The organism is Streptomyces sp. NPDC100445 (genome assembly GCF_044759735.1).
In the GTDB taxonomy this organism is placed as follows: domain Bacteria; phylum Actinomycetota; class Actinomycetes; order Streptomycetales; family Streptomycetaceae; genus Streptomyces.
This window is the reverse complement of sequence record NZ_JBIVZV010000004.1, coordinates 197,199-216,679: the sequence shown is the minus strand read 5'-3', so window position 1 is coordinate 216,679 and position 19,481 is coordinate 197,199. Positions and strand designations below refer to the sequence as shown.

At 71.3% G+C, this 19,481-nt stretch carries 15 protein-coding genes; 11 read left to right on the top strand and 4 right to left on the bottom strand.

Annotated elements, in window-relative coordinates:
- Nucleotides 1-35: 35 nt before the first annotated feature.
- From ACIQVT_RS12600 to kynU, 4 genes are read left to right on the top strand one after another with little or no spacing between them, the layout of a single operon-like run.
- The gene (locus ACIQVT_RS12600) at nucleotides 36-812 is read left to right on the top strand and encodes an SDR family oxidoreductase (RefSeq protein ID WP_403751261.1); all 777 of its coding nucleotides are present in this window, start codon (nucleotides 36-38) and stop codon (nucleotides 810-812) included.
- A 50-nt stretch (nucleotides 813-862) separates the two neighbouring features.
- On the top strand, nucleotides 863-1,717 hold the full coding sequence (locus ACIQVT_RS12595) for a tryptophan 2,3-dioxygenase (protein WP_403751259.1): 855 nt from the start codon (nucleotides 863-865) through the stop codon (nucleotides 1,715-1,717).
- Nucleotides 1,707-2,555, top strand: coding sequence for an alpha/beta hydrolase family protein (locus ACIQVT_RS12590; protein WP_403751257.1), 849 nt, complete (start codon nucleotides 1,707-1,709; stop codon nucleotides 2,553-2,555). Before ACIQVT_RS12595 ends, ACIQVT_RS12590 begins: the two co-directional genes overlap by 11 nt.
- Nucleotides 2,552-3,802 (top strand): kynureninase, encoded by a 1,251-nt coding sequence (gene kynU / locus ACIQVT_RS12585; protein WP_403751255.1) that lies wholly within the window; start codon nucleotides 2,552-2,554, stop codon nucleotides 3,800-3,802. The genes ACIQVT_RS12590 and kynU overlap by 4 nt, the downstream gene beginning before the upstream one ends.
- 198 nt (nucleotides 3,803-4,000) lie before the next feature.
- Here kynU and ACIQVT_RS12580 read toward each other — a convergent pair whose 3' ends face one another.
- Nucleotides 4,001-4,642: a carbonic anhydrase gene (locus ACIQVT_RS12580; protein ID WP_403751253.1), complete on the bottom strand. Its 642-nt coding sequence runs from the start codon at nucleotides 4,640-4,642 to the stop codon at nucleotides 4,001-4,003.
- A 110-nt stretch (nucleotides 4,643-4,752) separates the two neighbouring features.
- On the opposite strand from ACIQVT_RS12580, the gene ACIQVT_RS12575 reads away from it, so the two are divergent.
- A complete protein-coding gene (locus ACIQVT_RS12575; RefSeq protein ID WP_403751251.1) occupies nucleotides 4,753-5,586 on the top strand; it encodes a lanthionine synthetase LanC family protein in 834 nt (277 codons plus the stop codon).
- Between the two features lie 7 nt (nucleotides 5,587-5,593).
- Here ACIQVT_RS12575 and ACIQVT_RS12570 read toward each other — a convergent pair whose 3' ends face one another.
- The gene (locus ACIQVT_RS12570) at nucleotides 5,594-6,370 is read right to left on the bottom strand and encodes a hypothetical protein (protein ID WP_403751249.1); all 777 of its coding nucleotides are present in this window, start codon (nucleotides 6,368-6,370) and stop codon (nucleotides 5,594-5,596) included.
- Between the two features lie 294 nt (nucleotides 6,371-6,664).
- Here ACIQVT_RS12570 and ACIQVT_RS12565 point away from each other — a divergent pair, with 294 nt between their 5' ends.
- Both ACIQVT_RS12565 and ACIQVT_RS12560 read left to right on the top strand, forming a co-directional pair.
- Nucleotides 6,665-7,405, top strand: a complete 741-nt coding sequence (locus tag ACIQVT_RS12565; protein WP_403751247.1) for a class I SAM-dependent methyltransferase — start codon at nucleotides 6,665-6,667, stop codon at nucleotides 7,403-7,405.
- 444 nt (nucleotides 7,406-7,849) lie between these two features.
- Nucleotides 7,850-8,701, top strand: a complete 852-nt coding sequence (locus ACIQVT_RS12560) for a methyltransferase domain-containing protein (RefSeq protein ID WP_403751245.1) — start codon at nucleotides 7,850-7,852, stop codon at nucleotides 8,699-8,701.
- A gap of 328 nt (nucleotides 8,702-9,029) precedes the next feature.
- Here the strand turns inward: ACIQVT_RS12560 and ACIQVT_RS12555 are convergent, their stop codons facing one another.
- On the bottom strand, nucleotides 9,030-9,398 hold the full coding sequence (locus tag ACIQVT_RS12555; protein WP_403751243.1) for a DoxX family protein: 369 nt from the start codon (nucleotides 9,396-9,398) through the stop codon (nucleotides 9,030-9,032).
- Nucleotides 9,399-9,637: 239 nt separating this feature from the next.
- Here ACIQVT_RS12555 and ACIQVT_RS12550 point away from each other — a divergent pair, with 239 nt between their 5' ends.
- On the top strand, nucleotides 9,638-10,528 hold the full coding sequence (locus ACIQVT_RS12550; protein ID WP_403751241.1) for a LysR family transcriptional regulator: 891 nt from the start codon (nucleotides 9,638-9,640) through the stop codon (nucleotides 10,526-10,528).
- Between the two features lie 264 nt (nucleotides 10,529-10,792).
- On the top strand, nucleotides 10,793-11,626 hold the full coding sequence (locus ACIQVT_RS12545; protein WP_403751239.1) for a PIG-L family deacetylase: 834 nt from the start codon (nucleotides 10,793-10,795) through the stop codon (nucleotides 11,624-11,626).
- Nucleotides 11,627-12,027: 401 nt separating this feature from the next.
- Here ACIQVT_RS12545 and ACIQVT_RS12540 read toward each other — a convergent pair whose 3' ends face one another.
- A complete protein-coding gene (locus ACIQVT_RS12540) occupies nucleotides 12,028-12,831 on the bottom strand; it encodes a maleylpyruvate isomerase family mycothiol-dependent enzyme (protein ID WP_403751237.1) in 804 nt (267 codons plus the stop codon).
- 225 nt (nucleotides 12,832-13,056) lie between these two features.
- Between ACIQVT_RS12540 and ACIQVT_RS12535 the strand changes: the two genes are divergently transcribed.
- On the top strand, nucleotides 13,057-13,959 hold the full coding sequence (locus ACIQVT_RS12535) for an NADP-dependent oxidoreductase (RefSeq protein WP_403751235.1): 903 nt from the start codon (nucleotides 13,057-13,059) through the stop codon (nucleotides 13,957-13,959).
- A gap of 587 nt (nucleotides 13,960-14,546) precedes the next feature.
- Nucleotides 14,547-19,475 carry a ricin-type beta-trefoil lectin domain protein gene (locus tag ACIQVT_RS12530; protein WP_403751233.1) on the top strand — a complete coding sequence of 1,643 codons (4,929 nt, stop codon included), beginning with the start codon at nucleotides 14,547-14,549 and terminating at the stop codon, nucleotides 19,473-19,475.
- Nucleotides 19,476-19,481 lie beyond the last annotated feature (6 nt).

Genomic DNA, 19,481 nt, shown 5'->3' with positions numbered 1-19,481 from the left:
GGGAGCCCAGCCCACTCAGCCAGAAGGAGACGACGTTGACCACCCCCCTGCGGCACGAGGGCAGGACCGCCCTGGTCACCGGAGGCAGCCGCGGCATCGGCCGCGCCATCAGCCGGCGCCTGGCCCGGGAGGGCGCCCTCGTGGCGGTGCACTACGGGCACGACCTGGCGGCGGCCGAGCGCACCGTCAAGGAGATCGAGGCCGACGGCGGCCGCGCCTTCCCCGTCCACGCCGAACTCGGCGTGCCCGGCGACGCCGACACGCTCTGGGACGCCTTCGACCGGGCCCTGGCCGACCAGGGCGTCCGGCCCGGACTGGACATCCTCGTCAACAACGCCGGCATCACCCTCCCGCGCCGGATCACCGACGTGACCGAGGCGGACTACGACCGGGTGTTCGCCGTCAACACCAAGGCGCCGTTCTTCATCGTCCAGCGCGCACTGGACCGGCTGCGCGACGGAGGCAGGATCGTGAACGTCTCCTCGATGGCCACCCGCGTCGCCTTCCCCGCGATCGTCGCCTACACCATGACCAAGGCCGCCCTGGACCACCTCACCCTGTCCCTCGCACAGGAACTCGGCCCCCGGGGCATCACCGTGAACGCCGTCGCCCCCGGCTACACCGAGACGGAGATCAACCCCACGCTGAGCATCCCGGAGGTCCGCCGCAGGTACGCGGACGCCTCCGCGTTCGGCCGGCTCGGCGACCCCGTCGACATCGCCGACGTCGTGTCCTTCGTGGCGAGCGACGACGCCCGCTGGGTGACCGGTCAGTGGATCGACGCCTCCGGCGGCGCCCACCTCGGCGTGTGAGCCCCCGGCCCGCCCCCCGCTCCCGGCCTATGGCAGCACCAGGAGATGCCATGTACGACAGCACGTCCGCCCTCGCCCCGCCCGCCACGGACGACCTCGACCCGTTGACCCGGCCCTTCCCCGGCGCGACCCCCTACGACGCCTATGTGCGCGCGTCCGTCCTCAACACCCTCCAGCAGCCCTTCACCGAGGCCCCCGACGAGATGGGCTTCCTCGTCACCACCCAGGTGATGGAACTGTGGTTCACCCTGATCGTCCACGAGTGGCGCACCGCCAAGACGGCGTTCGCCAAGGACGAGCTGCACGCGGCCATGGACGCACTGGTGCGCAGCCGCCGCGCCCTGACCGCGCTCAACGCCGCCTGGGCGCCCCTCGCCGCCCTGACACCGGCCCAGTTCAACGGCTTCCGGGCCGCGTTCGGCCGGGCGTCCGGCTTCCAGTCGGCCATGTACCGGCACATGGAGTTCCTGCTGGGCGACAAGTCCGCCGGGATGCTCCGGCTGCACGAGGGTGACGCCGCGGTCCACGAGGGGCTCGGCGAGACCTACCGCGACACCTCCCTCTACGACGAGGTGCTGCGCCTCCTGCACCGGCGGGGCCTGCCCGTCCCCGAGCACGTCCGCGACCGGGACGTGACCGCCACGTACACCTCGGACCCGGGGGTCGTCGAGACCTGGCGGCAGGTGTACACCGGCCCGCAGCACGACCCGCTGCTGGCCCTCGGTGAACTGCTCACCGACATCGCCGAACTCGTCACGCGCTGGCGCATGGACCACGTCATGGTCGTACGCCGCGCCATGGGCACGAAGACCGGCAGCGCCGGCTCCACCGGACTGGCCTGGCTGGAACGGCGCGCCGCCCGCCCCGTCTTCCCCGAACTGTGGGAGGTGCGCGGTGGTGTCTAGGACCATCTCCGCCTTCGCGGCCGAGGAGGAGAAGCGGGTGCTGAGCCTGAAGCCGGTACTGGCACCGGTGCACGGCTCCTACGGCGACCACCCCCACCAGGTCTACGACGCCTGGCCCGCCCGGGACGCCGGCGCCCCACTGGTGATCCTGCTGCACGGCGGCTACTGGCGCTACGACCGGATGCACCTGACCCCCTTCGCGGCCTACCTCTCCGAGCAGGGCTTCGACGTCCTCCTCCCGGGCTTCCGCCGCTCCGGCGGCGCCGGCGGCTACCCCGAGACGTTCGACGACGTCGCCCGGATCGTGGACACCCTGCCCCAGGGACGGCCGTACATCCTGGCGGGCCACTGCTCCGGCGGCCACCTCGCCCTGTGGTGCGCGGCCCGCGGCCTGCTGCCGCCCGGCTCGCGCTGGTACACCACCAACCTGCCGACCGCCGTCCTCGCCCTCGCCCCGCTCACGGACCTCACCGCCACCCGCCGCGACGACCTCAGCAACGGTGCCGCCCTCCAACTCCTCGGTGGCCAGGACATGTTCGAGGAACGGCTGCCCTCGGTCGACCCGCTCACCCTGCTGCGTGAGGCGGGCACCACCGGCGTCCCCACCGTGCTGCTGCACGGGGCGGTCGACGAGGAGGTCCCGCTCACCCAGTTCGCCGACTACGCCGCCGTACACCGTGACCTGCGAACCGTCGTGCTGCCCGGCACGGGCCACTACACGCTCATCGAACCGGGCGCGCCCGGAGCCCGCGCGGTCGCCGACACCCTGGGGGAGCTGTCGGCCGCGTTCGGCGCGGAGCGCCCCGACCACGACCGCCGGAAGGCCCCACAGACATGACGACCGCCCTCGCCGCACTCGACGAACAGGCCGAGCGGCTCGACGCCGACGACGTCCTGGCCCCCCTCCGCGACCGATTCCTGCTCCCCGACGACGTCGTCTACCTCGACGGCAACTCCCTGGGGCCCCTGCCCGCCGCCGTCCCCCCGGCCCTCACCGACGCCGTGTCCCGGCAGTGGGGCACCGACCTGATCCGCTCCTGGAACACCAACGGCTGGTGGGACGCGCCCCTGCGGGTCGGCGACACCATCGGCCGCCTCCTCGGGGCCGCTCCCGGGCAGACGGTGGCGGGGGACTCCACCAGCGTGCAGCTGTACACCGCGCTCGGCGCCGCCGCCGCGCTGCGCCCGCACCGGACACTGCTCGTCACCGACCCCGGCCATTTCCCCACCGACCGCTACCTGGCACAGGCGGTGGCCGACCGCCACGGCCTCGAGGTACGGCGGATCCCCCCGGCCGACCTGCCGCCCTTCCTCGCCGCCGAGGGCGAACGCGTCGTCGTGATCAGCTACTCGCCCGTCGACTTCCGCACGGGGGAGCTGTACGACATGCGGGCGCTGACCGAAGCCGCGCACCGCGCCGGCGCGCTGGCCCTGTGGGACCTGTGCCACGCGGCGGGCGCGCTCCCCCTGCACCTCGACGCCCTCGGCGTGGACCTCGCCGTCGGCTGCGGCTACAAGTTCCTCAACGGCGGCCCGGGCGCCCCCGCGTACCTGTACGTGGCCCGGCGCCACCACGAGGCACTCCGCACCCCCCTGCCCGGCTGGACCGGCCACGCCGACCCCTTCGGCCTGAACCGCGACTACACACCCGCGCCCGGCATCGCCCGCGCCCGCATCGGCACCCCGCCGATCCTCTCCCTGCTGGCCCTGGAAGCGGCGCTGACCGCCTTCGACGGCGTCGACCTGGCCCAGGTCCGCGCCAAGAGCCTGTCACTGACGGACTTCTTCCTGCGCTGCGCCGCCGAACTCCTCACCCCCCTCGGCTTCGCGCCCGTCACCCCGGCCGATCCCGCGCGCCGCGGCAGCCACGTCGCCCTGCGCCACCCCCACGCCCACGGCCTGACCCAGGCACTGGCCGACCGAGGCGTGATCGTCGACATGCGCGCCCCCGACCTGCTGCGCTTCGGCGTGAACGCCCTCTACACCACCCACCGGAACCTGGTCACCGCCGCCCGTCACCTGCACGCCGTCGTCCGGACAGCCGCCTACGACCCGGAACCCCCGCCATCGGGCCCGGTCACCTGAGCACCATCCCGGACCACCACGACCGCATTCCGCGACGGTGCCCCGCGCTCACGGCCCGGAACCGGTGGCCACGTCGTGTCTGCCGCATGGGGAACCGCCCCCGCGTACCGGGACACGGGGGCGGGGCCACCTGCACGGACGGCCCTCATCGGGGCCGCCGCCGGCCGGGGGACCGGCGGCTCGTCGTCAGGGGGGCGCTCAGGAGGTGATGGAGGCTGCCGCTTCGAGGCCGCGTGCCGCGACGAGCTCCGCGCTGCCGTCGGTCAGCCGGTAGCACAGGCCGACCACGGCGGCCTGGCCGGCCGCCACCTTGTCGGCGAGGGTCCGGGAGCGCTCCAGCAGCAGGTCCACGGTGTGCCGGACGTGCTCGGCGAGTATCTGCTGCGGCTCGACGTGTCCGGCGGCCCGGGCGGCGAGCACGCTGGGCGTCACCCGCTCGACCACGTCACGGATGTACCCGGCCGGTGTCCGGCCGTCCTCCAGGGCCGCGCAGGCCGCGCCGACCGCACCGCAGGAGTCGTGGCCGAGCACCACCACCAGGGGACTGCCGAGCACCTCCACGCCGTACTCGATGCTCCCCAGCACCTCCGGTCCCGTGACGTGACCGGCGGTGCGCACCACGAAGAGGTCGCCCAGACCTCGGTCGAAGATGATCTCCGCGGCCAGCCGGGAGTCGGAACAGCCGAACAGCACGGCGAAGGGCTGCTGGGCCGGCGTGATCTCGGCGCGTCGGGTGGCGTCCTGGTTCGGGTGTTCGGGCTCACCCGCGACGAAGCGCTGATTGCCGGCCAGCAGCAGCTCGAAGGCGTCGCGGGGAGTCGGGCTCTGTATCGCAGTCATGCAGGCAGATTACGAGTAATGGCCGGTCGGCGCATCGTCCGGTGGAGTGGTGCCCCCCGTGGACCGGGTTCGAGGCCGAGGCCCAGGGGGAGTCGGACACGGACATGGACATGGACGTGCGACCCGGACACCCCGTTCTGCCGGACCGCGCACCGGACGGCGGACCACCGGAGGGGGAGCTGATCGCGGGCGCCGCCGGCATCGGACTCGGCCGGCTGCTGCTCGCCAGGCACGCCCTCCGCTCCGGTCGCCGGCCGGTCGCGGACCGGCACCTCGCCATCGCCGCCGAGTGCGACCGGATGCTGGCCTCGGGCACCGCCCGGCCGGCCCCGACCGGTCAGGACACGCCGGGCAGCGCCGCGCTCCGCGAGGGCATCGCGCACGGCGAGGCGGGCGTCGCCTGCTTCCTGCTCGAGTACGGCCGCGTGACCGGGAACCCGGACGCCGTCAGCCGTGCCGACAAGGCCGCCGCGCACCTGGCCGCCGTGACACCGGACGTCATCGCGGCGGCCGCCGAGCCGGGCGCGACCCGCCGTTGCGGCTCGTGGTGCCGGGGCCTGGCCGGCATCGGGACCGTACTCGTCCGAGCCGCCGAATGCCTCGACGAGCCCGCCTACCTCGGCCTCGCCCAGCGGGCCGCGCGCGCCTGCGCCGCCCTGGCACCACGGATGCCGCTGGTCACGCAGTGCTGCGGACCGGCCGGGGTGGGCGAGCTGATGGTGGACGTCGCGGAGGCGTCCGCGTCCGAGGAGTTCCGGGAGGCGGCCGAGACCGTCGCCCTGCTCACCCTGAGCCGCAGCGGCGGCACCTGGTCCCGGCCCGTGTTCCCGGACACCGGTCTCGCCCGGCCCAGCGCCACCTGGGCCGGCGGCTCCGCGGGCGTCCTGGCCTTCTTCGGACGACTGCGCGATGGGGGCGGCCCACGGCTCGGCCTCGTCGCCTGAGCACCGCTCAGCCGGCCGAAGTGTTCTCCGTCGCCTCGCGTGCTTCGGTGAGGGCCCGCTGCCTGAGAGCGCCGCCGAACAACTGAATCTTGGTGGCGGCCAATATGTCGTCCCTGCCGATCGTCCGCCCGTCCCCTCTGCGGGCGGACGGGGCCCGGAAGGAATCCTTGAGCGGGGGTGGGACCGGTTCGCCCGACATCACCAGGGTGACCGTACCGAAACGCTTGAGCCCGCCCTCGCGGACGACCATGGCCGCGTCCCGGGCGAGGTCCGTCAGGAACACGCTCGCGATGCCGTTCAGGTCGCGGACCATCGCGGGGACGGCCGTCACCCCCTGGCCCCGCAGCAGCTTCTTGACCCCGGCCTCGAACCTGTGCGCGCCGACCACAGCACTCGGTTTGCGCGACCTGCTGCGCTTGGGAGACGGCACGACGACACCGTCGGCGTCGTACAGGACACCGGTGAGACCTCGAAACGTCGGGCTGTGGTCGTACCACTTGCCCCCCACCTCGAGCTCGACGTTCCGGTCGATCGCCGAGAGCAGGTCCCCGGGCATCAGCTTCTTCCGGGCTTCCTCCGCCGCAGCTCTCCTCGCGCCGTCGATGATCTCCGTCAGCACTGTCCGCGTCACCGACGCGGCGGCCCACGCGGCAGACCGAGAGACGTGCAGCGGGGTCACGTCCCCGAACACCGCTTTGACGACAGAAGGCTTGAACGGTGAGACACCCATGACCGAGGCGGTCTCGGGACCACGGCGCTCGGGGCGTGCGGGCTGTGCGGTCATCGGAGGAAACGCTCCTTGCTGTCGGAGTCATCGGATCAGAGGCCCCACTTCACCACGCAGACCCGCTCTCTTCCTCCATCCTGCGTCGAAGGGCATGGTGCGCTCTACGGTCCGACGGTGGCGGCCCAGTCGTCCCGAGGACTCCGCCGCCTCGCGGGCGATCCGGTGCGTGATGCCCCGCTCCCACCGACGCTGGATCGAGTCGTTCGATCCCACCCGATCGCAACCGGTGGGCCTTCCCGGTCGCAGCACGACGTGTTGACCGCCTTCGCCAGGCAGTGCTTGAGTCGGCGCGTGGACAGCATCGGCGCCAACCGGCGGTTCTGGAACCGGATCAGCAGCGCCTACCAGGACAAGCATGACCCGCAGATCGGCGCGACGCCCCGGCTGTGGGGTACGTACGCCATCCCCGACGCGCACCTGCACGCCCTGGGCGAGGTCACCGGCAAGCGCGTCCTCGAACTGGGCTGCGGCGCCGGCCAGTGGTCCAGGGCGCTCGCCGCCGAGGGCGCCACCGTGGTCGGGCTCGACCTGTCCGAGACCCAGCTCGCCGCGGCGGCTCGCGCGATGGGCGCGGCCCGCTACCCGCTGGTGCAAGGCGCCGCCGAACAACTCCCGTTCGCCGCCGACAGCTTCGACCTGGTGTTCTGTGACTACGGTGGGCTCAGCTGGGCGCCCCAGCACCTGGCCGTCCCACAGGCCGCACGCGTCCTGCGCCGCGGTGGGCGCCTGGTGTTCAACGTCGCCAGCCCATGGTTCGAAGCCTGTTACGACGAAGCCGCCGGTCGTGTGACCACGACGCTGCACCAGGACTACTTCGGGCTGGACGCCATCGCCGAGGACGAGGGCGCGGTCAGCTATCAGCTCACCTACGGCGACTGGATCAGGGTGCTGCGCGGCGCGGGTCTCGTCATCGACGACCTCATCGAGCCGCGGCCCGAGCCCGGAACAGCCAACGGATACAACCGAACCGACCCGCCTGACTGGGCACACCGCTGGCCGGCAGAAGCGCTCTGGGTGACCCACAAACCGTAAACACCGCCGCACCGAGACGTGAAGGTGACCCTTTCCCGGTCGCCCTGGAAGCTTCTGTCCCACGTGCCGTCCGGCCGCCTGTGGCACCGTCAGCGAAGAGGGCGCGGGCAGTTCAGAGAGATCCGATCAGCGAGGTCTCACCCGTCGCGCGCTTTGATCGTCGGACGCGCGACGTCCACCGACCAGGTTCTGTCGACCCGACTCCGGTGCGGCGTGGGGGACTTCGTCGATGGCCGTAGACTCATCACATGGCATTCATGAGCACTCCGCACTGCTGCTTCCTGTGATCGGAAGGCGTTGAGGGCGGTGCCGGACGGCGTCGCCCTCCTCGGTGTGCCTGCGTGAACGACGTTCTCCACACTGTCCGTTGCTTCGGGAAGCAGTGACCCGCTGAACGCGCGTGCAGGCACGGTTCCTTCCGTTCCTCCTCGCCTGGAGTGCCTCGTGCCCGTGTCGCTTCCCCCTGCCCTCGAACTCTCCCTCGACCTGCTGCGCTGCCCGACCTGCCGCACAAGCCGCCTGCACCCCGACCGCGGCGCGCTGCGTTGCCCGGTGGGCCACACCTTCGACATCGCCCGCCACGGCTACGCCGGCCTGCTGACGGGCATCCGCGCCACCAGCGGCGACGACGCGGCCATGGTCCAGGCCCGGGACCGCTTCCTGTCCACCAGCGCGTACGCGCCGATCCGCGAGGCCGGCATCCGCCTGGCGACCGACGCCGTGCCTGAGCAGGCCACCGTCGTGGACGTGGGATGCGGTACGGGCTACTACCTGGCCGGCGTACTCGACCAGCTGCCCGGCGCCCGTGGCCTGGGCCTGGACACATCGGTGCGCGCGCTGCGCGCGGCAGCCCGCGCACACGAGCGAGCCGCCGCGGCCGCCTGGGACGTCTTCCGCCCCTTCCCACTGGCCGACGGGGCAGCCGACGTCGTGCTGGACGTGTTCGCCCCGCGCAACCCGGCCGAGTTCCACCGCGTCCTGCGCCCGACCGGCCGGCTGATCGTCGTCCGACCCACCGACCGGCACCTGGCGGAGCTGCGCGACGGGGTGCCCGCGATGGTCACCGCCGACCCGACCAAGGAACAGCGCCTGCACCGGACGCTGGCCCCCTTCTTCGAGAGCGTCGTCACCGAGCCGGTGGAGTACTCCGCCACCCTGAGCAGGCCTGATGCCTTGGATCTGATGGCGATGACGCCGAGCGCACGCCACGTGAACCGCGCGGAGCTGAACGATGACGGCGTCCTGCCCGACCGGGTCACCGTCTCGGTGCTGGCCACCGCCTACGAGCCTCGGTGACCACGAGCGGACGCTGCGCGCGCTGACGTGGCGGGAAAGCCGGGCGGGAATGTTCCGTGGGGTGGGGTGGTTGGAACGGGTGTGATGGTGAAGGGGACAGTGTCCCCGGGCCTCATTCATCGCCTACAGGGAAGATCGTTCGGCTGAAGCCCTGTAGAGCCTTCCGCCGCGTAGGCGACCGCCCTTCACGATCACAACCCCTACGGGTTCAGCCCCGGTCCGATCTTCGTGGTCGAGCCGGGGCTGACTCGCACCCGTACCGCCGGAGCCGGAGAACGGCCGCCTCGTCGAACGCCCCGGGGAACCCGCCGTAGCACTCGGTCCGTGCTCAGGCGGCGAGGTGTCCTCCCGCGACGAAGGCCGCGAGCACGAGATAGATCGAGTTCACCATCACGAGCTTGAACTGGCCGAGGCGGCCATGGGTGACCATCGCGCCGACCATCAGAAGGATCCAGCACAGGGCGGTCACCGGGACCATGACCGGTGCGATGTCCAGCGCGGCGGGCAGGATGAGGCCCACCGCGGCCAGCAGTTCAAGGATCCCGAGAGCCTTGACGAACCCGGCACTGGCATTGCCGGTCCACTCGCCGCCATGCTGCGCGGCCAGCTTCTCCTTGGGGATGAACGTCTTGGTGATGCCGCCGAGCAGGGCGACGGCGGCCAGCAGCCCGGCAGTGATCCACAGCGCGAGGTGCATGAGGTGCTCCTGATCTGGGTGGAAGGGGAGGTCTGATCGTTCGTTTCGGGCCAGTCGCGCGTCGCACCCAGCTCCGGAGAGCTGCGGGCAGCGGTCGGACCTGCCGACGGGGTGGCGTCCGGCTACCTGACGTCAGGCATGCGCCGCCTGTCCGGTAGCGGTGTGTAATCAGCATCGATGCAGGTCAGCGGCGGATCAATGTAAGGTTCGCGCAGAGATCGATAACAGGGGGGTTATCCATGGAGCTGCGCGACATCGAGATCTTCCTGACGTTGGCCGAGGAACTGCACTTCGGCCGCACCGCCGAACGGCTTCACGTGTCCCAGGCCCGCGTCAGCCAGGCCATAGCCAGACAGGAACGGCGTCTCGGCGTGGTCCTGTTCGATCGCACCAGCCGGCGCGTGAGCCTGACTCCTGTCGGACGACGCCTCCGCGAGGACCTACAGCAGGCCCTCGACCTCCTCCAGGCGGGGCTGGCCCGTGCCGAAGCCGCCTCCCTGGGCGCCGGCCAGACCCTGAGGCTGGGCGTCTTCGGCCACGCGGGACATGAACTGCGCCCACTTGTGGACGCCTTCCTCGCTCGTCACCCCGGCTGCGACATCCAGTTCGGTGAGATCAACGGCAGCGACCCGTTCAGCGCCCTGCGTACCGGAGACCACGACGTGCACGTGCTGTGGCTGCCCGTCGCCGAACCGGACCTCACCGTCGGTCCCACCGTGCTCACCGGAGGCCGTGTGCTGGCCGTACCGACCGACCATCCGCTGGCCGATCGCGGCAGCGTGTCCCTGGAGGATCTCGCCGACAACCACGTCGTCGACCTCGACCCCGAGGCCCCCGAGTACTGGGTGTCGGCCATGGTTCCCACGCGCACACCGCTCGGCCGCTACATCCCCCGCGGGCCCGCCGCACGGACCTTCCACGAGATCCTCTCGCTGGTGACCGCCGGACACTGCGTCCACCCGCTCGGCGAGATCGCCGCCCGCTACAACAACCCGCCTGGCATCGCGTTCCTCCCCATCCACGACGCCCCCGCCATGCACTATGCCCTGACATGGCGCTCCAACAACGACAGCCCGGTCATCCGTGCACTGGCCCGGACCGCCGCCGACCTCGGCCCCATCTCCCTGTGACCAAGGGGACTCCTCCCACCTTCCCGCTCCCGCATGGAGAGTCCACGCACCCTCCTCCATCGTCAGGTCCAGGAAAGCCGAGCGGCCGTGCCGGGAACAGGCGGCCCGGTCGGCGCGGTTGCACCAGCGAGGGACCGGCGCCGCACGGCGGGGGACACGGAGGCCACCAGGTCGTCCGCCCCCACCAGGGCCCTGGCCTCAGGGAGCGCGGCACGCCCGCCGCGCACCCGGACCATGACGACGTTCTATCAGGAGACCTGTTCCGTGACTGACCGGCCCTTGACGCTGATGGCAGTGCACGCCCACCCCGACGACGAGGCCACCGGAACCGGAGGGGTCCTCGCGCGGTATGCGGCGGAAGGCATCCGCACGGTTCTCGTGACATGTACCGACGGCGCTTGCGGTGACGGACCGGGGGGTGTCAAGCCGGGCGACCCCGGGCACGATCCGGCGGCGGTCGCCTTGATGCGCCGTGAAGAACTCCGGGCCAGCTGTGACGTCCTGAAGATCAGCGACCTGGAGATGCTGGACTATGCGGACTCCGGGATGATGGGCTGGCCGAGCAACGACGCGCCCACCTCCTTCTGGCAGACCCCCGTGCAGGAAGGCGCGGCCCGACTCGCGGAACTCATGCGGCACTACCGACCCGATGTGGTCGTCACCTATGACGAGAACGGCTTCTACGGCCACCCGGACCACATTCAGGCCCACCGCATCACGATGGCGGCGCTGGAGATGACCGAGCTGGCACCGAAGGTGTACTGGACCACGATGCCCCGCTCGGCGATGCAGCGGTTCGGCGAGGTCATGCGCGAGTTCGGTGAGGACATGCCGGAGCCGGACCCTGCCGAGGCCGCCGCGATGGCCGAGATCGGTCTCCCCGACGAGGAGATCACCACGTGGGTGGACACCACCGCGTTCAGTGGTCAGAAGTTCGACGCGTTGGCCGCGCACGCCAGTCAGGGCGAGAACATCTTCTTCCTCAAGATGGGCAAGGAGAGGTTCGGCGAGTTGATGGGCGTGGAGACCTTCGTACGTGTGCAGGACTCAACTGGCGCCGCCGTACCCGAGAACGACCTCTTCGCCGGACTGCGCTGAGCCGGCGGCCAGGCCGGCCCGGGACTGTTCGGCCAGAGGCCGATCTCCCTCCTGAGACGAAATGAACGGACGCAACCCCTGAACTGACGCGCCGGACCGACCGCCATGCGAGCCGGGCGCCGGATGACCAGGGTGATCAGTGCCGGGCCCAGTCCACGAGTTCGCCGACCCGGCAGCAGGTCGCCACGACATGGGCGACCTGCTGCCGGGCCCGGCGCAGGCGGCGTCGTACCCCCGCACGCGCGCGCCCGCGCTCTCACCTTCGCGTATGCCCAGAGCAGGCTGTCGGAGCGGCCGAGCCGGGGCTGACTCGCACCCTGGAAGCGACCGGTCGCCCGGCGGCGGGCCGAGACGAGTGAGGGCCCCCAGGCCGATGTCGAGGGGCCCCAGGCCGAAGTCGATCAGAAAGCCGTGTGCTCGAACCAACGGTCGAGGACCGTGGTGTCTCCCGAGATGTCGAAGACGGGCTCCCGGTACGACCGGCGGCCGTAGAGCAGCAGCAGGAGATCCGCCGCGTCGCCCCGCACCGCTGCCGTGTCCGGCCGGGAACCGGGCTCGCCACCAGGCAGCAGCCGGAAGCCGTCCGGTTCCAGCCGTACCCGCCATTCCTCACCGTCCGCATCGACGTCCGCGCACCGGAACGCGACGGTCTCGCCGTCACCGCGCAGCTTCGTCACCCCGGCCGCGAAGACTCCCGCGTACGGCAGGTTGACCAGGAACTCGTCCACGCCGTCCGCCGCCAGCGTGGGATCTACCTCGGGCTCCCGGCCGACGGCACGTTCGGCGTCCACCCGGTGCACCAGGGTCTCGAACAGCATCCGCCGGGCCCAGAACCGCGCATGAGGGTCCTCGCCCCAGGTCCACATCGCCGCGGCGGGATCCGTGTCCCGCAGTACGGCCGCCACGGCGGACACACCCGCCGCCACCCAGTCGGCGTAGGCCTGCGGGTCGTCCGGCAGCCCCAGCTCCACGTCCCGGCTGCTGGGAGGGTTCTGCACCCGCTGAGCCAACAGCGCGCAGAACCAGCGCTGTAGCCCTCCTACGTGCCGGGTGAGATCGGCAAGCGTCCAGCCGGGGCAGGAAGGCACGGCCTGCGCGGGATCCCCGCCCCGCACCGCGTCCGCGAACCGATGTGTCTCCCGCTCGATCGCCTCGCGGTACGTGTCGTACGGCAGGGGGTGCCCCGCGCCGCTCGTCGTCGCCATGTGCTGCCGCCGTTCTGTCCTGGGCACTGTTTGTCGTGACGATCAGTGTGGCGGCTGGAGTGCGCTCCAACGCAAACCCGCCTTCCCAGGTGCGGGCGGTCATGGCTTAGGGTCGACCGTATCGGAGTAGAAACGTGCTCTGGAGCCGGACGGACAGCCGGACGGGGAGCACGCGCGCACGCGGTATCGGACGATCCGCCACTTCTTCCGCGGAAGGAGTGCGTCATGAGGGCAGTACGGTTCAGCCGGTTCGGCGGCCCGGAGGTTCTCGAGATCGTCGAGCTCCCCGATCCTCACCCCGGCGCCGGGGAGATTCGCATCAGGGTCCGTGCCGCCGGGGTCAACGCCGGCGACTGGAAGAAGCGTCAGGGTCTGATGGACCAGGAACTGCCACAGACCCTGGGCCACGAGGCCGCCGGTCTCGTCGACGAGATCGGCGAGGGTGTCTCGGGTGTCACGGTCGGCGACCGGGTCTTCGGAGCCTCACCGTACGGAGCCGCCCAGGCGGAGTTGGCCGTGCTGTCGTACTGGGCCCCGATCCCGGACTCGCTCGACTACGTGAGGTCCGCGGCGATCCCCGCGGCAGCCGAGACCGCGGCCCGCTCGCTCGACCAGCTCGGCGTCACGGCGGGCAGTACCGTGCTCGTCAACGGGGCGTCCGGCAGCGTCGGCAGGGCCGTCGTCCAACTCGCCGTGGAGCGCGGGGCACGCGTCATCGGCACGGGTGGTCCAGGCACGCACGACGCCCTCCGCTCGCTCGGGGCCGAGCCGGTGGCGTACGGCGTCGGGATGCCGGAAAGAGTCCGTGCCATCGCGTCGTCGGGTGTCGACTTCGCGCTGGACGTCGCCGGCAGCGGTGTCCTTCCCGAACTCGTGGAGCTGGTGGGCGCGCCCGAGCACGTGATCACGGTCGCCGACTTCCGAGGTGCACAGCGGACGGGCGTCCGCTTCAGCCGTGGGGACACCGGCCGCGCCACCTACGCGCCGGCCCAGGTCGCTCGCATGGCCGCAACTGGACGATTCTCCCTCCAGGTCGGCCAGACGTTCCCCTTGGCCGAGGTGGCCCAGGCACACCGTATCGGCGAAGCCGGGACCGTGCGCGGCAAGCTCGTGCTGCTCGTGGACTGACCGGCCTCCGCAGGGGCGGGCCAGAGGGCCGCGCCGGGTACGAGTAGCGGGTCGCGCGTTCCGCGTCGTAGGCATCAGACGCTCCGCGGGGTCGGGGGGGAGTGGGAGGCGCACACCGACGACCTCGGTGACGAAACGGTGTTGACGGCGGGTGTCGGCCGGCGCGCACCAGTCCGAGGCCGATGAAGCCCCGACCCTGTCGCGATCACCTCTTATGCCCGCTCACAGGCTTCATCCGACTGTGACGTTGATCTCACCATCACGCAGGGTGAGGAATATGTGAATTGAGTAAGGCCTCGGTAAGGCGATCTTTACAAGCCGCACAAGTCTCTGCCTCGTCCCCGCGTCCACGTCGCGGTTGCCAAGCGTAACCGCCCCTGGCCACAACGTCCTTGCCGTGAGAATCACCGGCATGCCTATGGTGTCGTCCGCTCCTGGACGGACCTGACCAGTTCCCTTGTCCGGGAGTGTCCGGCGCGTCCACGGGGGGAGCGCCCAACAGCACGTGAAGGCCCCATGCCCGGGGCCTGTTGTGTCCCTCCCAGGAGTGCGCCTCCATCAGCCACCCCCAGCAGAGAGGGATACGCGTGTTGCGTAGACCTGTGAGGAAGCCGGGCAGACGCCCCAGACGGCTGGCCGGTACGGCGACCACGGTCGTCCCACTCGCCACCCTGGCCCTTCTCGCCACCGTGGCGGTGCAGCCGGCTTCGGCTCTCGGCCAGAATCCTCGTACCGCCCCTGCCGCCGACTCCTATGACGGGTTCGACGCCAAGGCCGCCGAGCAACTGCGTTTCGACCAGTGCCTGATGGCCGACGGCCTGCGCCGGGGCGGGTCGAACGTGTACGGCCTGGCCGGCACTTCCCTGCCGCTGCCGGCGGACCAGTTGCACCAGAAGGCCGACCGCACCTACGGCACCGGCGCGTTCGCCCAGGCATGGCAGAAGGACAACGACGACTCCGACGCCTGGGTGAAGAAGACCGAGGACACCCGTCAGTCGTGGAGCACCGCCGTCAGTGGCCTGGACGACTACCCCGGCGCCGCCGAGAAGGAGAACTTCTTCGACAAGACGGGGCTCCTTCCCTGGCTCTACCAGTCGTACTTCAAGTCGGTCGACCTGCTGTCCCCGTTCTACGACCCGTCACCGCAGGCCGACGACAAGACGAAGAAGGCCGCCCTCGCGATCGGTGACCCGCTGTACACCAGCGGCGGGACGAGCCAGGAGCAGGAGGCCTGGAAGCTCTGGAAGAAGAACTCCGGGGACATCGTGCCCAACGAGATCTTCGTTCCGCGGGTGTTCTCCGACGACGCCCGCATCTTCCTCGCCTCCGGCGGCTTCCCCAGGACCGCGCCGGCGCCGGACAGCCCGGAGTTCCGCATCGCGGTCGAGGATCTGAAGACCCGGTTCGCTTCGTGCGCGTGGCACAGCCCGATCGACCCCGACCGGGTGCTGGGCAAGGAAGTGGCGCAGGCGTCCGCCGAGTGGCAGCAGGAGATCGCCTCACAGAGCACCCAGCGCAACCAGATCCTCGCCGCCAGCAGCAGCGCGGACAAGGCGCTCCAGGACGGCGCGTTCGCCCTGGGCAAGCTGCTGGGGCAGTCGTGGATCGCGGACTACTCCACCCGCTGGCTGGACTACTACACCGAGGGCGGCTTCAACTGGATCGGCGACGGCCAGCTGGAGATCCAGGTGCCGGGCGCCGCCGGCAAGTGCCTCGACGTCGCGGGCGGCGGCAAGACCAACGGCACCCCGGTGCAGGTCTACACGTGTAATGGCGGGGCCGCCCAGCAGTGGCAGATGTGGGCCACCTACGACGGTGGCCGGACCCTGCGCAACGCGAACTCCGGCAAGTGTCTGGAGGTGCTGAACGGCGGCAACGCCGACGGCACGAAGATCCAGATCCGGGACTGCGGCAGCGCCAAGGCCCAGCAGTGGAAGTTCGACGTGCGCAGCGCGACCCCGCTGGTGAACGCGGCGTCCGGCAAGTGCGTGCACCTGCCCACGTTCGACAACAGCAAGGACGCGGTGCTGTCGACGTGCAACGGCTCCGCCGCGCAGAAGTTCCGGGTCATCGCCAAGACCCACACCGGCAGCGCGCCGGCGAAGGCCGATGTGGACAAGGCCAAGGCCGCCGTCGCCGCCGCGCAGACGGAGGCGAAGAAGCAGCTCGCCGTGCTCAAGACGCAGCTGGGAACGGCGCAGAAGGCCGTGACCGCGTCGGGCAGCGCGCTCCAGGCCGCGTACGGCATCGCCGACACCAACGGCGCGCCGCGGGGCCGGGGTCTGCTGGTGGGCCTACAGAAGGACCAGGTGACCCAGGGCGCGGCCGCCGCGCTCGCGGCGCTGGAGAAGGCCGGTGAGACGGCGGAGGCCGCGACCCGTGCGTCGGCCGGGGACAGCGCGACCATCGCGCAGCGCGCGTTGGCGCAGGCCGCGCAGTCGAAGGCGGAGTTCCGCAAGAAGGCCGCCGAGGCCGCGGAGCTTCAGGCCAAGGCCGCCGCGGACGCCGCGAAGATCCACCGTGACAACGCCAAGGCGGACAAGGAGACCGCGGAGGCCAAGCTCGCCGTGACGGTGAAGGCCGAGGGCGACGCCAAGGCGGCCGCCGCCGACGCGCACGCCAAGCGGCTCGCCGCCGAGGCCGAGGAGAAGACGGCCGAGGCGGAGAAGGAGAAGGCCGCCGTCAAGCGGGCCGAGGCCGCCGAGCACAAGAAGAACGCCGAGTCGGAGGCGACGAAGGCGAAGGACGCCAAGGACAAGGCCGAGGCCGCCGAGAAGACGGCCGACGACCGGCGCGACGACGCGGTCAAGGCCAAGGACCACGCCAAGGAGATGCGCGACGACGCGTGGGACGCCGAGCAGAAGGCGGACGCGGCCCGCGCCAAGGCCGACGCCAAGCAGTCCTACGCCGACAAGCTGGAGTCCGGCGACGCGGCCGACGCCGCGCGAGCCGCCGCCGACGAGGCGTACCAGCACGCCGAGGACGCCGAAGCCGCTGCGGGCAGAGCCCGTTCGGAGGCCGACGCCGCGACCAAGGCGGCGGCCGACGCGGACGCCGCGGCCACCCGCGCCGAGGCGGCGGCGAAGCGCGCCCGCTCGGACGCGGATGCCGCGCAGGCAGCCAAGCTGAAGGCGGACGCGGCCGTCAAGACGGCCACCAGCGCCGCAGCGGACGCGATCACAGCCGCTCAGCACGCCGCTTCCGAGGCGAAGGCGGCGGTGAAGCTGGCCGACGAGGCGGAGCAGCACGCCAAGGACGCCAAGACCCAGGCCGACACCGCCAACGCGGAGGCAGGCAAGGCCGTGGCCGCCGCGGCGAAGGCCGCCGGGTTCGCCCACGTCACCGCGCAGGCCGCCGTCGACGCGGGCAAGGCGGCCCAGCAGGTCGCGGCTCCCGCCAACGATGCCGTGGAGCTGGGCTCGCCCTACGTCGACACCGACTCGGCGGCCGGTCTGGTGGTGCTGACGGGGCAGTCGTCGAAGACGATCGCCGAGCAGCAGCAGGCCGTCGCCGACGCGCACGCCAAGAACGCCGCCGCCGAGGCGGATGCGGCGAAGAACCTCGCCGACCAGGCCAAGGGCGACGCCAAGGAGGCGTACACCCACGCGGCGAACGCCGCCAAGTACGCCGCCGACGCGCGTACGTATTCCAAGGACGCCCTCGGTTACGCGGCCGACGCCGCCAAGGCGGCGGCGGCGGCACAGGCGTCGTTGGCCCGCGCCATCGACTACGACCGGCAGGCCGCCGACGACGCGGCAGCGGCCGACAAGGCGGCCGGCAACGCCGAGAGCGACGCCAAGGACGCCCGCGACTCCGCCGACGCCGCCGAACTCGACGCCGAAGCAGCCCGCAGCGCGGCCGCCCAGGCCGAACAGGACGCCAAGGACGCCCGCGCGGCGGCCGACCGCGCCGACGCCGCCGCGACCGAGGCCGAGCAGGCCGCCAAGGACGCCGCGAAGTACGCCGAGGAAGCCGAGGAGGCGGCCGAACGGGCCGAGAAGGCGGCCAAGGCCAAGCAGATCGGCGACGGAACCGTCACCGACGAGCGCGGCTCCGTCGGCAGCGTCTTCTACGTCATCGACCACATCGAGAAGATCGGCAGCCCGGAGGTCGTCAGCAAGACGGACGGCTGCGACCACTGGTGGAACCACCTCGCCTACCGGGGCAACTGCACGATCACCTCGAAGATCAAATACAAGGCCGTCCTCAGCCTGTATCTGTGCACCGCCGAGGACATCGACCCGCAGAAGTACACGTGCCCGTCGGGCGCCACGACCTACCTCGGCGAACTCACGACCGACGAGCTGTCGCAGCAGGTCACGCACAACATCACGATCGCCGAGTGGCAGGACGGCGTCGATCCGATCGACATCCTCTTCGGCAGCTGGATCAAGTGCGCGCAGAAGCTCGCCCCCGGTGGTGAGAGCGGAAGCTGGGGCGGCTGCGCCTGGGCGTCCCTGGACGTCGCGAGCCTGTTCGCGGGCAAGCTGATCCGGCCCGTCGCGGAAGCGCTGCGCGCCGTGGACGCCGCGTTCGTCACCGGCATCGGCGTCCGGGACGCCCTCAAGGCCCTCAAGGCCATCGAAGGCATAGACGCGGCGGCGGTCGCCGCGATCGAGCGGGAGGTCGAACTCTACGAGGAGGTCACGACCGCCTGCACGCGCAACAGCTTCCCCGGCGGCACCCAGGTGCTCATGGCCGACGGAACGCGCAGGCCGATCCGGGACGTCCGCGTCGGCGACCTGGTGCTGGCCACCGACCCCGCCTCCGGGCACGAGCGGCCGGAGCCGGTCACCGACACCTACCGGCATGACACGACTCACCTGGTCGACATCAGCGTGGCCGGTGTCGGCGTCCTGACCAGCACGACCGGACACCGTGTCTACGTGGACGGGCGCGGCTGGGTCCGCGTCTCCGGCCTGCGCGTCGGGGAGCGGCTGCGCACCGCCGACGGCTCCCTGCGGACAGTGACCGCTCTGCGCGACCGGAGCGGCGTCACCTCCCGGCGTGTCTACGACCTCACGGTCGACACTCTCCACACCTTCTTCGTCCGTCCGCAGGGCGGCCGGTCCGGGGAGGTGCTCGTCCACAACTGCATGAACCTGGTGGGGGACGAGGGCGTCGAGGGGGCTCACACCCTCAGAGACCATGTCAATCCCCCAGATGGGGACATGCCTGCGGAGGCCGTGAAGAAGGGGCGCGCCACCAAGTGGAACGACCAGGAGACCGCCGTCAAGAGCGTGCAGGCCGCTTTCGAGAACTGGATCAAGAAGAAGAGCAACGTCAAGCGCTTGGAGAAGTGGCTCTCCGACCAGTCCCACAACAAGTCCTTCGACCCTCGCTACGATCTGCTCGAGGTCAAGTGGGAGCTACGGGACCAGGGGTCCCTGGGACGCGTATGGGTCAAGGACGGCCCGCAGGGTGTGGCGACCGGTAACAAGGTGGTCATCCAGCTGAAGTACGCGCCCAAGCACAAGCCGAGCCGATACGTCGTCTACACGGCCTTCCCGGAGTGAGAGAGT